The 15014-nt window shown below is 73.5% G+C and carries 10 protein-coding genes; 4 read left to right on the top strand and 6 right to left on the bottom strand.

The genetic code is table 11. The annotated features are described in order from the left end of the window. The first annotated feature begins 197 nt into the window (after positions 1 to 197). Entirely contained in the window at positions 198 to 2786 is a 2589-nt protein-coding gene (glgP, locus tag ABD335_RS28025; RefSeq protein WP_344328498.1) for an alpha-glucan family phosphorylase, read from the top strand. 93 nt (positions 2787 to 2879) lie between these two features. Here glgP and ABD335_RS28020 read toward each other — a convergent pair whose 3' ends face one another. From ABD335_RS28020 to ABD335_RS28005, 4 genes are all read right to left on the bottom strand, one after another. Further along, positions 2880 to 4850 carry a M4 family metallopeptidase gene (locus tag ABD335_RS28020; RefSeq protein WP_344328496.1) on the bottom strand — a complete coding sequence of 657 codons (1971 nt, stop codon included), beginning with the start codon at positions 4848 to 4850 and terminating at the stop codon, positions 2880 to 2882. A 278-nt stretch (positions 4851 to 5128) separates the two neighbouring features. After that, on the bottom strand, positions 5129 to 7006 hold the full coding sequence (locus ABD335_RS28015) for an ABC transporter ATP-binding protein (protein WP_344328495.1): 1878 nt from the start codon (positions 7004 to 7006) through the stop codon (positions 5129 to 5131). After that, positions 7003 to 8874, bottom strand: a complete 1872-nt coding sequence (locus ABD335_RS28010) for an ABC transporter ATP-binding protein (RefSeq protein ID WP_344328494.1) — start codon at positions 8872 to 8874, stop codon at positions 7003 to 7005. The genes ABD335_RS28015 and ABD335_RS28010 overlap by 4 nt, the downstream gene beginning before the upstream one ends. Positions 8875 to 8970: 96 nt before the next feature. Further along, positions 8971 to 10176: an MFS transporter gene (locus ABD335_RS28005; RefSeq protein ID WP_344328929.1), complete on the bottom strand. Its 1206-nt coding sequence runs from the start codon at positions 10174 to 10176 to the stop codon at positions 8971 to 8973. A gap of 206 nt (positions 10177 to 10382) precedes the next feature. Between ABD335_RS28005 and ABD335_RS28000 the strand changes: the two genes are divergently transcribed. Next, positions 10383 to 10694: a hypothetical protein gene (locus ABD335_RS28000; protein ID WP_344328492.1), complete on the top strand. Its 312-nt coding sequence runs from the start codon at positions 10383 to 10385 to the stop codon at positions 10692 to 10694. A 33-nt stretch (positions 10695 to 10727) separates the two neighbouring features. Here the strand turns inward: ABD335_RS28000 and ABD335_RS27995 are convergent, their stop codons facing one another. Further along, positions 10728 to 11195 carry an ATP-binding protein gene (locus ABD335_RS27995; protein WP_344328490.1) on the bottom strand — a complete coding sequence of 156 codons (468 nt, stop codon included), beginning with the start codon at positions 11193 to 11195 and terminating at the stop codon, positions 10728 to 10730. Positions 11196 to 11387: 192 nt separating this feature from the next. Beyond that, a complete protein-coding gene (locus tag ABD335_RS27990) occupies positions 11388 to 12155 on the bottom strand; it encodes an enoyl-CoA hydratase/isomerase family protein (RefSeq protein ID WP_344328489.1) in 768 nt (255 codons plus the stop codon). Positions 12156 to 12425: 270 nt separating this feature from the next. Between ABD335_RS27990 and glgX the strand changes: the two genes are divergently transcribed. Both glgX and ABD335_RS27980 read left to right on the top strand, forming a co-directional pair. Beyond that, positions 12426 to 14669, top strand: coding sequence for a glycogen debranching protein GlgX (gene glgX / locus ABD335_RS27985; protein WP_344328487.1), 2244 nt, complete (start codon positions 12426 to 12428; stop codon positions 14667 to 14669). A gap of 84 nt (positions 14670 to 14753) precedes the next feature. After that, positions 14754 to 14981 (top strand): EF-hand domain-containing protein, encoded by a 228-nt coding sequence (locus ABD335_RS27980; RefSeq protein ID WP_344328485.1) that lies wholly within the window; start codon positions 14754 to 14756, stop codon positions 14979 to 14981. Positions 14982 to 15014: the final 33 nt, after the last annotated feature.

Below are 15014 nucleotides of genomic sequence, written 5' to 3'. Positions count from 1 at the left end.
ACGTAGCCGCGCACACGCGCGACCGGAGGGCCATGGGAGCGGTACCTTCGGTGTTTTGCGCCCTCGGCGCGGCACCCGGTGCCGGCGTTACGGGCGTGTTGCGGCACTGCGTCCCGGCATATGCGGGTACGAGACAGTTCGAGACTCGATTCCCGATTGTGGGGCGAAAAGCACGGTGATCCCGCTACCGTCGAGATGTGAAGGCCATTCGTCGATTCTCCGTACGTCCCGTCCTTCCGGAGCCCCTACGACCACTCGGCGACCTGGCGCACAATCTGCGCTGGTCCTGGCACACCGAGACCAGAGAGCTGTTCCGGTCCGTCGACCCCGACGGCTGGCGGGCCGCCGCCGGCGACCCGGTGCGGCTGCTGGGCGCCGTGCCCGCCGGGCGACTCCGGGAACTGGCCCAGGACCGCGGTTTCCTGCGCCGCCTCGCCGTCGTCGCCGGCGACCTCCAGGACTACCTGACCGAACCGCGGTGGTATCAGAGGGCCGAGGGCGAACTGCCCGCCGCCATCGCCTACTTCTCCCCCGAGTTCGGCATCACCGCCGCCCTGCCGCAGTACTCCGGCGGACTCGGCATCCTCGCCGGCGACCACCTCAAGGCCGCCAGCGACCTCGGCGTCCCGCTCATCGGCGTGGGGCTGCTGTACCGGCACGGCTACTTCCGGCAGAGCCTGTCGCGGGACGGCTGGCAGCAGGAGCACTACCCCGTCCTCGACCCCAACGAGATGCCGCTGGAACTGCTGCGCGAACCCGGCGGCGCCCCGACCCGCGTGGAGCTGAGGCTGCCCGGCGGGCGGACCCTGCGCGCCCACGTCTGGCGGGCGCGGGTCGGCCGCGTGCCGCTGCTGCTGCTCGACTCCGACGTGGAGGAGAACGCCCCCCGCGAACGCGACGTCACCGACCGGCTCTACGGCGGCGGCAGCGAGCACCGACTGCTCCAGGAGATGCTGCTGGGCATCGGCGGGGTGCGGGCGGTGCGCGCGTACTGCCGCGTCACCGGCCACCCCGATCCGGAGGTGTTCCACACCAACGAGGGGCACGCGGGCTTCCTCGGCCTGGAGCGCATCCGGGAACTGAGCGAGCGGGGCGTCCCGTTCGACACCGCGCTGGAGGCCGTGCGCGCCGGGACGGTGTTCACCACCCACACCCCCGTGCCCGCCGGGATCGACCGCTTCGACCGCGACCTGGTCGCCCGCCACCTCGGCGACGACGGCGAGCTGCCCGGCGTGGACGTGGAGCGGGTGCTGCGGCTGGGCACGGAGACCTATCCGGGCGGCGCGCCCGACCTGTTCAACATGGCCGTGATGGGCCTGCGGCTCGCCCAGCGCGCCAACGGCGTCTCCACCCTGCACGGCGCGGTCAGCCGGGAGATGTTCTCCGGGCTGTGGCCGGGCTTCGACACCACCGAGGTGCCCATCGCCTCCGTCACCAACGGCGTCCACGCCCCCACCTGGACCGCCGACGAGGTGCGGGCCCTGCGGGACGACCCCGGCGACGCCGAGCTGTGGGAACTCCGCCGCACCCTGCGCGAGCACCTGGTCCACGAGGTGCGCCGGCGGCTGTACGCCTCCTGGCGGCAGCGCGGCGCCTCCCACGCCGAACTGGGCTGGATCGACGGCGTCCTGGACCCGGAGGTGCTCACCGTCGGCTTCGCGCGGCGCGTCCCCTCCTACAAGCGGCTGACGCTGATGCTGCGCGACCGCGAGCGGTTCACCGACCTGCTGCTCCATCCGAGCAGGCCGGTCCAGTTCGTGGTGGCGGGCAAGGCGCACCCGGCCGACGACGGCGGCAAGCGGCTGATCCAGGAGTTGGTGCGCTTCGCCGACGACCCGCGCGTACGGCACCGGATCGTCTTCCTGCCCGACTACGGCATGGGCATGGCACAACGGCTCTACACCGGCTGCGACGTCTGGCTCAACAATCCGCTGCGCCCGCTGGAGGCGTGCGGCACCTCCGGGATGAAGGCGGCGCTCAACGGCTGCCTCAACCTCTCGGTGCTGGACGGCTGGTGGGACGAGTGGTACGAGCCGGACTTCGGCTGGGCCATCCCGACGGCCGACGACGGCACCGTCGGCGACGGCCCGCTCGGCGACGACCCCGAGAACCGGGAGCGACGCGACGCCATAGAGGCCGCGGCGCTGTACGAGCTGCTGGAGGAGCACGTCGCGCCCTGCTTCTACGACCGCGGGGTGACCGGCTCGGGCCTGCCGGAGCGGTGGATCGAGATGGTCCGCCAGACGCTCGGCCGGCTGGGCCCGAAGGTGCTCGCCGACCGGATGGTGCGCGAGTACGTCGAGCGGCTGTACACCCCCGCCGCCCGCGCCCACCGGACGCTGGACGTCCCCACCGCGGGCCGGCTGGCCGAGTGGAAGGCACGGGTGCGCGCCGGCTGGCCGCACGTGGCGATCGACCACGTGGAGTCGGTGTGCGAGTCCGTGGAGCTGGGCGGTTCGCTGGCGCTGCGGGTGAGGGTGGCCCTCGGCGGCCTGGAGCCGGGCGACGTGGAGGTGCAGGCGGTCGCCGGCCGGGTGGACGAGTCGGACTCCATCGCGGGCGCGGACGCCGTCCGCGTGCCGCTCAAGGTGTCCGACGGCCCGGACGAGAACGGGAGTTGGCTCTACGAGGGGCCGCTCGCGCTGGACCGCACCGGCTCGTTCGGCTACACCGTCCGCGTCCTGCCGGCGCACCCGCTGTTGGCGAGCCCGGCCGAGTTGGGCCTGGTCGCCCTGCCGCCGGACGACCTCGGCGCCCGGGAGGCCGCCGGGGTGCTGATGCGCTGAGCCCCGCCGCCCGGGCCGGGCGGCGGGGAACGACGGGGGAGCCGCGTCGGCGACGCGGCTCCCCCGGAGCGTGCGGGCGGTTCCCGGCGGGTGTCAGAAGGTCAGCTTCCAGCCGTTGACGTAGCCGGAGTCGTAGCGGTAGACGTCCTGGACGCGGAGCTTCCAGGTGCCGCTCGCCGTCTCGGAGGAGGCGTCGACGGTGTAGGTCTCCCGGACGTCGTCGCCCGAGTCCCACGAGCTGTTCTTGAGCCGGTAGGCCGTCCCGTCCGGGGCGATCAGGTCGATGCGCAGGTCGCCGCGGTAGGTGTGGACGATGTCCACGTCCACCGTGAGCGAGGCGGGCGCGGTGCCGGCTTGGGTGACGGTGATCGGGGACTCCACCGTGCCCGGGTCGGGGATGGCGTAGTCGTCCGTGTTCTCGAACACGCCCTCGCCCGGCTCGCCGCCGCCGTCGTCGGGACGGGAGCCGACGTTGACCGCCGCCCAGGCGTGGGCGACCGCGTCGTACTGGACGCTGTCCGCGCCGAACAGGTCGGCCGCGGCGGAGAGGGTGGCGGTGCGGGCGCCGGCGTAGTTGGTGGTCGACGTCATCTTCTCGGTGAGCGCCTTGAACCAGATCTTCTCGGCGGCGGCGATCCCGATGCCGGTCACCGGCTTGTTGTCGTAGGTGGGCGAGTCGTAGCTCACGCCGTTGATCGTCTTGGCGCCGCTGCCCTCGCTGAGCAGGTAGAAGAAGTGGTTGGCCGGGCCCGAGGAGTAGTGGACGTCCACGCCGCCGATGCCGGAGTACCAGTAGTCCTTGGAGTTGCCGTCGCGGCTGGGCTTGTCCATGTAGCGCAGCGGGGTGCCGTTGCCGCGGATGTCGATCTTCTCGCCGACGAGGTAGTCGCCGACGTCCGTGCCGTTGTTCGCCTTGAACTCCACGGCCGCCGCGAAGATGTCGGAGGTCGCCTCGTTCAGACCGCCGGACTCGCCGCTGTACCGCAGCCCCGCGGTGTGGGAGGTGAGGCCGTGGGTCATCTCGTGGGCGGCGACGTCGATCGACGTCAGCGGCTTGGAGTTGCCGGCCCCGTCGCCGTAGGTCATGCAGAAGCAGGAGTCGGTCCAGAAGGCGTTGACGTAGGCGTTGCCGTAGTGGACCCGGGAGTAGGGGGCCTGGCCGTCGCCGCGGATGCCGTTGCGGCCGTGCACGTTCTTGTAGTAGTCCCAGGTCAGGGCCGCGCCGTAGTGGGCGTCCACACCGGCGGTCTGACGGTTGCTCGGCAGGCCGTTGCCCCAGACGTCGTCGGCGTCGGTGAAGAGCGTGCCGGTGCCGGAGGTGCCGCCGTTCAGGTCGTGGGTCCGGTGGTTGCCGCGGGCGGCGTCGGTCATCGTGTACTGGCCGCCGGAGGAGCTGGTGCCGAGGGTGACGCGCCCGGCGTACATGCTCTCGCCGGTACCGGTGTGCACGCCCTCCCACTCGGCGAGCTTCTTCCCGGTGCGGGCGTCGGTGACGACGTGGAGTTCGCTGGGGGTGCCGTCCTCCCGGGTGCCGGCGACGACCCGCTCCCAGGCCAGGACCGGCTCGCCCTCGGCGGCCCAGACCACCTTGCGGGGCGCGGTGCTGCCCTCGGCGGCGGCCTTGCGGGGCTTCTTCGACGCCGGGGCGTCGGTGGAGGGGACGGTGATCCTCTGCGGGGTGGCCTTGACGACCTCCCGTATCTCGCCGCGCGCGGACTCCTCGACGACCAGGTCGCCGCCGAGGACGGGCAGCCCGTCGTAGGTGCGCTCGTAGCGGGTGTGGACGGTGCCGTCGGCGTTCTTGACGACGTCGCGGACCAGCAGCCTCTCCTTGGCGCCGAGCCCCAGCGCCTTGGCGGTGGCGGCGCGGTCGGCCTCGGCGTCCTTCAGGAGTTCGGCCCGCTGGGTGGGGGAGAGGTCGACGGACAGGGCGCCGGGATCGGGCTTGGCGGCCGGCGCGGCGGTGGAGACCTGCGCCTGGAGGCCGACGGCCAGGAGGGCCGAGGCGGCGACGAGGGCACCGGTGGCAGAGGCACGTCTACGAGGGCTGGATCTGCGTATCACGCTGGACTCCTCACTGGAGAGCGGTGCAGAGAGCGAGTGCGCCTGAGGGGGGTGGGGGATGGGATCCCGTGGAGGGAGAAGACCGTGCACAGCGTGGAGAGAGTGACACCGAACAGAGGTTCTTGTCAGGGTCGGATCAAGAAAATGGCCGGAATCCGTCCGATGTCGGAAAATCGGCGTTCGCTGAGCGAACGGTGGGGAAACGCCCGGACCGAGGGCCTTCCCCGGCGGCGTGCCGGGGAAGGCCCTCGGTCCGGGCGGGCCCCTGGCGGGCCCGGTCAGGCGAGGCTGTCGCGCCAGGCCCGGTGGAGACCGGCGAAACGGCCGGTGCCCGCGACGAGATCGGCCGGCCGGCCGTCCTCGACGATGCGTCCGGCGTCCATCACCAGAACCCGATCGGCGATCTCCACCGTCGACAGCCGGTGGGCGATCACCATCGCGGTGCGCCCGTGCAGGACCGTCTCCATGGCCCGCTGGACCGCGCGTTCACCGGGCACGTCCAGCGACGAGGTCGCCTCGTCCAGGATGAGCACGGCCGGATCGGCCAGCAGCGCGCGGGCGAAGGCCACCAACTGCCGCTGACCGGCGGAGATGCGACCGCCGCGCTTGCGGACGTCGGTGTCGTACCCCTCGGGGAGGGCGGTGACGAAGTCGTGCGCGCCGATCGCCTTCGCCGCCCGCTCGATCTCCTCCCGCGAGGCGTCCGGACGGCCGATCGCGATGTTCTCCGCCACCGTGCCGGAGAACAGGAACGCCTCCTGGGTCACCATGACGACCCCGCGGCGCAGTTCGGGCGTGGCCAGGTCCCGCAGGTCGGTGCCGTCCAGCAGCACCCGGCCCTCGGTGGGGTCGTAGAAGCGGGCGAGCAGCTTGGCGAGCGTGGACTTGCCCGCGCCCGTCGCGCCGACCACCGCGACCGTCTGCCCCGCCGGGATCTCCAGGTCGAAGCGGGGCAGCACCTCGCCGCCCGTGCGGTAGGAGAAGCTCACGCTCTCGAAGACCACCGAGCGGCCGGGCAGACGATCGGACCGCTCCGGCAGCGGCCGGGGACGGACGGGCTCGGGGACGGAGGGGACCTGGGCGAGCAGCCCGGCGATCTTCTCCAGGGAGGCCGCCGCGGACTGGTAGGAGTTGAGGAACATCCCCAGCCGGTCGATCGGGTCGTACAGCCGCCGCAGGTACAGCGTCGCCGCGGCGAGCACGCCCAACTCCAGCGCGCCGGACGCCACCCGGTGGGCGCCCCAGAGCACGATGACGGCCACCGCCACGTTGGCGACCAGCCGGGAGGAGACCACGTAGCGGGCCATCTCCAGGATGGAGTCGCCGTTGAGCCGCAGGTGCCGGCCGTTGAGCCCGGCGAAGTCCGCGTCGCCCGCCCGCTCGCGGCGGAACGCCTGCACCGGGCGGATGCCGTTCATCGTCTCCACGAACTTCACGATGACCGCCGCCATGGCCGTGGACTTCCGGCTGTAGACGCGCATCGAGCGGCGCCGGAAGTTCTGCACGAGCAGGAACAGCGGGACGAAGGAGAGCAGCGCCGCGCCGCCCAGACCGATGTCGAGCCAGAACAGCGTCGCGCAGATGTAGACCACCGACAGGACCACGCCCAGCAGCTCCTGCAGGCCCTCGTCCAGCAGCTCGCGCAGCGACTCGACGTCGGTGGTGGCCCGGGAGATCAGCCGGCCGGAGGTGTAGCGGTCGTGGAAGTCCACGCTCAGCGCCTGGGCGTGCCGGTGGATCCGGCCGCGCAGCTCCAGCAGGACGCTCTGGTTGATCCGGGCGGCGGCCCGGACGAAGGCGTACTGCAGACCGCCCGAGGACAGCGCGCACAGCGCGTACCCCGCCGCCACGGCGACCAGCGGGCCGTGGTCGCCGTCGCGCAGGGCGGGCACGGCCCGGTCTATGGCGTAGGCGACCAGCAGCGGCCCGGCCTGCACCGCGGCCTGCTGGAGCAGCAGCAGGACGGCGGCCACGACCACCCGCGACCGGTGCGGGCGCAGCAGCGAGCCGAGCAGCCGCCGCGAGGCGCCCCGCGGCGCGGGCAGCACGTCGCGGTCGAAGGGATCGGACGGCGCGGCGGACCCGCCGCCTCCGCCGTCCCGCGCGTCCGACTCCCCGGAGTCCTCGTAGGGGGGTTCGGTGACGGTGGCGGTCATCGTTCCTCCTCGCGCTGCTCACCGGACATCAGATGGCGGTACTCGGCGCTGGAACGCAGCAGTTCGTGGTGGGTGCCGACGGCGGCGATCCGGCCCCGCGACAGCAGCGCGACCCGGTCGGCCAGCAGCACGGTGGAGGGCCGGTGCGCCACCACCAGGGCGGTGGTGCCGGCCAGCACCTCGCGGAGGGCGGCCTCCACCAGGGACTCGGTGTGGACGTCGAGCGCGGAGAGCGGATCGTCCAGGACGAGGAAGCGGGGGCGGCCGACGACGGCGCGGGCCAGCGCCAGGCGCTGGCGCTGGCCGCCGGAGAGGCTCAGGCCCTGCTCGCCGACCTGGGTGTCGACCCCCTGCGGCAGCGCGTTCACGAACTCCTCGGCCTGGGCGACCCGCAGGGCGCGCGTCAGCTCCTCCTCCCCGGCGGACTCCGCGCCCATCAGCACGTTCTCCCGCACGGAGGCGGAGAACAGCGTGGGCTCCTCGAAGGCGACCGCGACCAGCGAGCGCAGCTCGTCGCGGGTCAGCGCCGCCACGTCCCGGCCGTCGAGGGTGATCCGGCCGGACGTGGCCTCGTGGAGCCGGGGGATCAGGGCGGTGAGCGTGGTCTTGCCGCTGCCGGTGGCGCCGACCAGCGCCACGGTCTCGCCGGAGCGGATGTGCAGGTCGACGCCGTCCAGCACGGGCGGGGCGTCCGGCGGCGCGTCCGGGTAGCGGAAGACCACCCGCTCGAAGCGGAGTCCGTCCGCCGGTGCGGGGTCGGCCGCCGGGGCGCTCGGCGCGGGGTCCTCCCGGACGGACGCCCGGGCGGGGGCGTCCGGCGGGAGGGGCTCGTCCATCACCTCGAAGTAGCGGTCGGTCGCCGTCGCGGCCTCGTTGCTCATGGCCAGCAGGAAGCCGATCGACTCCACCGGCCAGCGCAGCGCCAGGGCCGTGGTGAGGAAGGCGACCAGGGTGCCCGCCGACAGCTCCCCGTCGGCGACCTGGACCGTGCCCAGCACCAGGGCGGCGCCGATGGCCAGCTCCGGCAGCGTCATGATCATCGCCCAGATGCCCGCCAGCAGCCGCGCCTTGCGCAGTTCGGTGCCCAGCAGCCGGTGGGAGAGCGCCCGGAAGGCGCGGGCCTGGCTGCGGTGGCGGCCGAAGCCCTTGATGATCCGGATGCCGAGCACGGACTCCTCGACGACCGTCGTCAGATCGCCGATCTGGTCCTGCGCCCGGCGCGCGGCCAGCGAGTACCGCGTCTCGAAGACGGAGCAGAGCAGCACCAGCGGCACCACGGGCAGCAGCAGCACGAGCCCCAGCGTCCACTCCTGGACCAGCAGGACACCGAACCCGACGAGGATGGTGGTGCCGTTGACCAGCAGGAAGGTGAGCGGGAAGGCCAGGAACATGCGCAGCAGCTGGAGGTCCGCCGTGGCGCGGGAGAGCAACTGCCCGCTCGCCCAACGGTCGTGGAAGGCGACCGGCAGCCGCTGCAGGTGCCGGAACAGCTCCGCGCGCATCCTCGCCTCGACCCCGGCCAGCGGACGGGCCACCAGCCAGCGCCGCAGCCCGAACAGCAGCGCCTCCAGCACGCCGACGGCCAGCAGCAGCGCACCGCCCAGCCACACCCCGTCCGTGTCGCGGTGGGCGATCGGCCCGTCCACGAGCCACTTCAGGATCAGGGGGATGACCAGCCCCAGGCAGGAGGCCACGATCGCGACGAACGCCGCCGTGAACAGCCGGGCCCGCACGGGCCGCACATAGGGCCACAGCCGCAGCAGGGAACGGACGGCGGAACGGTCGGAGCCACCCGGGACGGGCCCGGGAGCGCCGGGCTCGGGTGCGGGGGAGTCGGGGCGCGGGGGGTCCGTGGCGATGGCAGACATCACGAGCGAGACTACGTTTCACCACTGACGGACCACACTCGGTTTTCCGCCGTAGGACTGACGGCGTACCTCCCCCGGGCCCCGTCCGCGTCCCGGTCACGTCCCCGCCCGGCGCAGGTTCCGGATCGCCGGGACCGACAGCAGCGCCGCGCTGACCAGCACGGCCGTCACCGCGCCCGCCGCCAGCACGGACCGGGTGCCGAACAGACCGGCGGCCGGGCCCGCCAGCGCCTGGCCGACCGGGAGCATCGACAGCGAACCGGCGACCTCGTAGGCGTGCACGCGCCCCCGGATCGCCTCGGGCACCTGGGTCTGCACACTGGTCGCCCACATCACGCCCCAGAACCCGATCGCCGCTCCCGAGACGGCCGTGCACGCCGCGATCACCACCGGCGGGAGCTGCGCGGCCACCGCCGCGGGGAAGGCGCAGTAGCCCAGGAGCGCCAACGAGCCGGCGCGCAGCGGGTGGAGGGGACGTATGCGCATCGCCAGCAGCCCGCCGACCGCGGTGCCCGCGCCCAGCGCCGAGTTGACCAGGCCGTACGTCCGCTCGCCGTGGCCGGAGATGAGTTCGGTGGCGGTGAGCGGCACCAGCGGCCCCGTGACGGTGATCATCATCACCATCCACAGGACGATGACGCCCCACATCCAGGTCCGGGACCGGAACTCCCGCCACCCCTCGACCAGATCGGCCCGGTAGGAGCTCCGCCGCACCGCCCCGGCGCCGGCTTCGGCGGTCCGGTCCGCCGGGGGCAGCCGCAGCAGCACCAGGCACAGGGCGCTCAGGGCGTAGGTGGCCGCGTGGACGACGAACACCCCGCCGGCGGAGGACACCGCGACCATCGTCCCGGCGAGCGCGGGCCCGGCGAGCATCGCCAGCGACTCCACCGTGCGGACCGCCCCGTTGGCCCCCTGCACGTCCCGCGCCACCCTGGGGACGATGCGGGCCACGCCGGGCTGGAACAACCCGGCCGCCACGCCGTTGACCGCGCCGATCACGCAGATCTGCCAGAGCACCACGTGCCCGGTGAGGAAGAACCCGGCGACCAGCGCCTGGGTGCACACCCGCACCAGATCGGAGCCGACCATCAGGGCCCGGGCGTCGAAGCGGTCCGAGAACACCCCGCCGAAGACGACGAACCCCGCGAAGCAGACGGTGAAGGAGGCCATGGCCAGGCCGATGTGGCCCGCGCCCATCCCGTGGTGGAGCAGGCCCGCGGAGAGCGCGATGGGCAGCATCGCGTCCCCCAGCATGGCGACGGCGCGGGCGGTGAGGAACAGCAGGAAGTCGCGGGACCACAGGCGGTCCGGGAGCCCGCCGCCGGGGACGGCCGCGGAGGCGGACAGGGGGGCGGCGCCGGCGGGGGAGCGGGAGGGGCGGGAAGCTGTCACAGACCAAGGAGTGTGGACTGGACCACTCGGCCGCGTCCACCGGTTTGACGGCGGGACGCCCCGTCCCGTCGCCGTCCCGCCGCCGGTTGTCGGTGCCGGCGCCTACGCTGCGCGACATGAGTCAGGCAGAGGTACGAGAGTTGCAGACCGCGCTGCACACCGCGTCCGACATCGCCTTCGCGCTGGACGGCGAGCCCTCGGCGGACCAGGCCGCCGCGCTGGTGGACGCGTTGCGCCGGGCGCTGGAGGCGGCGCGGGCGCTGGGCGACGACCTCGGCGGCACGGGCTGCCGGGAGCATCCGCGCGGGGCCGTGGACCCGCTGTACGGGGACAAGGAGGACCCGCTGCCGCCGGGGTGGGGGCGGTGCCTGCTGTGCAACGACCGGCGCCGCCGGGCCGGCGCGCAGCGGTACGCCGCCGGCCGCTGAGGGGGCGGGCGCCCGCGGTGGTCGGGCGCCGTCTCAGCGGTCCTCGGCCCGCATCTCGAACCACGTCGTCTTGCCGCGCGGCAGCAGGTCCACGCCCCAGCGGTCGGAGAGGTGGTCCACCAGGAACAGCCCACGGCCGCTGACGTCGAGTTCGTGGACGGGCAGCAGGCACGGCAGGCCGCGCGAGGGGTCGCGGACCTCGACGCGGATCCGGCCGCGCCGCCGGTTCATCCGCAGCCCCAGCGTCTGGGCCCCGGTGTGGCGCACGGCGTTGCCCACCAGTTCGGAGACGAGCAGCACGGTGTCCTCGACGAGGGCGGTGGGCAGCCCCCACCGGGTCGACAGGGCGGTCCGGGCGAGTTCGCGCGCGATGCGTGCGGACTCGGGGAGGTTGGGCAGCCGCACCTCCTCGACGACCGGATCACCGATCCCGCCGGACGCCGCGGGCGCCGGCTCGTCCTCCGGTGTCGACGCCGCGTGCGCCGTGTCGAGTCCCGCCATGGCCCCATCATGGCCGCAGAACGCCCCCCGTGGGGCCGGACCGAGGGAATCCCCTTCCGGTCGTGGCAGGGGCTTTCGTCCCGCTGTGCGCGCGCCCCGGTTGTGCGCCCTTCCGAGGTCCCGGGCGGGGCGCGGAGGCGGCCCGTGCGCCGCCCCCGCGCCCGCGTCCCGTCCGGCCGGCGGGCCGGTCCGTCAGCGGAACTTCGCCTTGCCCGGCCCCTCCTCGACGAAGCTGCGCATGCCGATCTCCCGGTCCTCGGTCGCGAACAGCCCGGCGAACCAGCTGCGCTCGATCGCGAGCCCGGTGTCGATGTCCGTCTCCAGCCCCGCGTCGACGCACTCCTTGGCCGCGCGCAGCGCGATCGCCGGACCGGAGGCCAGCCGCGCCGCCCAGGCGTGCGCCTGCTCGTAGACCTCGGCCGCGGGCACCACCTTGTCCACCAGGCCGATCGCCAGGGCCTCGTCCGCGCGCACGTGGCGCCCGGTGAAGATCAGGTCCTTGGCCTTCGACGGTCCGACCAGGCGGGCCAGCCGCTGGGTGCCGCCCGCGCCCGGGATCAGACCGAGGAGGATCTCCGGCTGGCCGAGCTTGGCGTTCTCGGCGGCGATCCGGTAGTCGGCGCACAGCGCCAGCTCGCACCCTCCGCCCAGCGCGTAGCCGGTCACGGCGGCCACCACCGGCTTGGGGATGCGGGCCACGGCGGTGAAGGAGTCCTGGAGCGCCCGGGACCGGGCGACCATCGCCGCGTGGTCCATCTCGCGCATCTCCTTGATGTCCGCGCCCGCCGCGAACACCTTCTCCCCTCCGTAGAGCACCACGGCCCGTACGTCGTCGCGGTCCGACGCCTCCTCGGCCAGCTCGCGCAGCCGGTCCTGGGTGGCGATGTCCAGCGCGTTCATGGGCGGACGGTCGAGTCGGATGGTGCCGACGCCCTCGGCGACCTCAAGAGTCACAGTCATGGGGGCAGGTTAGCCGCCGTTAACGCCCTGCCGTCCAGGGGCCTTCACCGGGAGATCTCCGCCGGCCGGCGCGGTGCCCCTCCTCGTCCGGTCGGGGGAGGGTCGGGGCAGGGCGGGGAGAAGGGGGAAGACGCCGATCACGCGGGTGAGGCGGGCGGCCCGAACGGGAACACTCCTGCAAGACCCGGACACGGGGGCGGGCGGCCGGGACGCCGTGCGACCGCCGTGTCAGCCCGAGCCGCGAGCCGCCGGAGGCAGAACGTGTCGGATGTGTCGAGCGCACCCGAACAGCAGGCACGCCGCCGGACGGCGTCCGGCGAGCCGTGGGCCGACGCCCCCGCCACGGCGACCGTCTGGCCCGGCAGCCCCCAGCCACTGGGGGCCCGCCACCACATCGGCCCCGGCGGGGTGGAGGGCACCAACTTCGCGCTGTGGTCGGCCGGCGCCGAGGCCGTCGAACTCTGCCTCTTCGACGACGACGGCAACGAGACGCGCTGCCCGCTGACCGAGCACACCCACGAGATCTGGCACGGCTTCGTCCCCGGCGTCCGCCCCGGTCAGCGGTACGGCTACCGGGTGCACGGCCGCTGGGACCCCTGGACGGGCGCCCGCTGGAACCCCGCCAAGCTGCTGCTGGACCCGTACGCCCGCGCGGTGGACGGCGAGTACGCGCTGCCGCCGGAGGTCTACGGCCACGTCCGCGACTGGCCGCAGCCCCACCTGGCCGACACCGTCCGCGACGAGCACGACTCGGCGCCGTACGTGCCCAAGGGCGTCGTCGTCGACTCGGCCCTCGGCGCGAGCGCCGACGCCGGGGACGAGTGGATCGACGACCGCCGCCCCAAGGTCCCCTGGCCCGACTCGGTCATCTACGAGCTGCACGTGCGCGGCTTCACCATGCGCCACCCGGACGTCCCGCCGGAGCTGCGCGGCACCTACGCCGGGCTCGCGCACCCGGCCGCGATCGAGCACCTGACGAAGCTGGGGGTGACGGCGGTCGAGCTGCTGCCGGTGCACCAGTTCGCGCACGAGGACCACCTGCTCCGCCGGGGCCTGCGCAACTACTGGGGCTACAACTCCATCGGCTACTTCGCGCCGCACGCCGCGTACGCCGCCTCCGGCACGCGCGGCCGGCAGGTGGGGGAGTTCCGGGAGATGGTGCGCGCGCTGCACGCCGCCGGGATCGAGGTCATCCTCGACGTGGTCTACAACCACACCGCCGAGGGCAGCGAGTTCGGGCCGACGCTCTCCCTGCGCGGCATCGACAACCGCGGCTACTACCGGCTGGCCGACGACCCGCGCCGCTACGCCGACTACACCGGCTGCGGCAACACCCTCCACGTGGTCCAGCCCCAGGTGCTGCGGCTGATCACCGACTCGCTGCGCTACTGGGTGCAGGAGATGGGCGTGGACGGCTTCCGCTTCGACCTGGCCGCCGCGCTGGCGCGCTCCATGCACGACGTGGACATGCTCTCCCCGTTCCTGGCCGTCATCGCCCAGGACCCGGTGCTGCGCCGGGTGAAGCTGATCGCCGAGCCCTGGGACGTCGGCGCGGGCGGCTACCAGGTCGGCGCCTTCCCGCCGCTGTGGACGGAGTGGAACGACCGCTACCGGGACACCGTCCGCGACTTCTGGCGGGGCGCCCTGCCGGACGTGCGCGACCTGGGCTACCGGCTGTCCGGCTCCAGCGACCTGTACGCCTGGGGCGGACGGCGGCCGTACGCGTCGGTCAACTTCGTCACCGCCCACGACGGCTTCACCCTGCGCGACCTGGTGAGCTACGAGCGCAAGCACAACGAGGCCAACGGCGAGGACAACCGCGACGGCACCAACGACAACCGCTCCTGGAACTGCGGCGCGGAGGGCGAGACCGACGACGAGTCCGTGCTCGCCCTGCGGCGCCGGCAGCTGCGCAACCTCCTCACCACCCTGCTGCTGTCCACCGGGGTGCCGATGCTGGTGGCGGGCGACGAGATGGGGCGCACCCAGGGCGGCAACAACAACGCCTACTGCCAGGACAACGAGATCGGCTGGGTGGACTGGTCGTTGCTGGAGGAGCCCGGCTGGCGGGCGCTGTTCGACCTGACCTCGCGGCTGATCGCGCTGCGCCGCGCCCATCCGGTGCTGCGGCGCCGGGCCTTCTTCTCGGGCCGGGCGTACGGCCCCGAGGGGCTGCGCGACCTGGCCTGGTTCACCGGCTCGGGCGAGGAGATGACCGAGCCCGACTGGTACGCGCCCGGCGCCACTGTGGGCATGTACCTGTCCGGGCGGGACATTCCGCAGCGCGACGCCCGCGGCGAGCCGGTGGTCGACGACAGCTTCCTGGTCCTCCTCCACGCCGACCACCGGACCGGGAGGTTCCGGCTGCCCGGACCGCCGTGGGGACAGGCGTACGAACTGCTCGTGGACACCGCGCGGGAGGAGCAGGACGCCGAGCCGGGGACCGTCCACCCGGCGGGCGAGAGCATCGAGGTCCCCGCGCGGTCGGTACTCGTGTGGCGGGTGTTGCCCTGAGTGGTCCTCGTTCCCGATGTGAGGCGTGTGGCCGCCGGTTAGGGTGTGCGCATCACGACCGCACAACGGGAGGAACGTTTCTCGATGGCCGACATCGAAGCTGCGCGCAGGGTGTTCGACCGGTTCGACGTGGACAAGGACGGGCTGATCACCGCGGCCGAGTTCCGGCAGGTCATGGGGGAGATGGGGGACTACCACGTCACCGTGGAGATGGCCCGGACCCTGATAGGCCGGCACGACGGCAACGGTGACGGCCTGCTCTCCTTCGAGGAGTTCTGGGCAGCGCGCCAGAAGGCCGCCTCGCAGGCGTAAGGCGAGACGGGCCCGTACGGCGGGGCGGGGGGC

The sequence above is a fragment of the Streptomyces macrosporus genome (genome assembly GCF_039533145.1).
GTDB lineage: Bacteria > Actinomycetota > Actinomycetes > Streptomycetales > Streptomycetaceae > Streptomyces > Streptomyces macrosporus.
The sequence above is the reverse complement of the archived record's forward strand: the minus strand, read 5'-3'. Positions and strand labels throughout refer to the sequence as shown.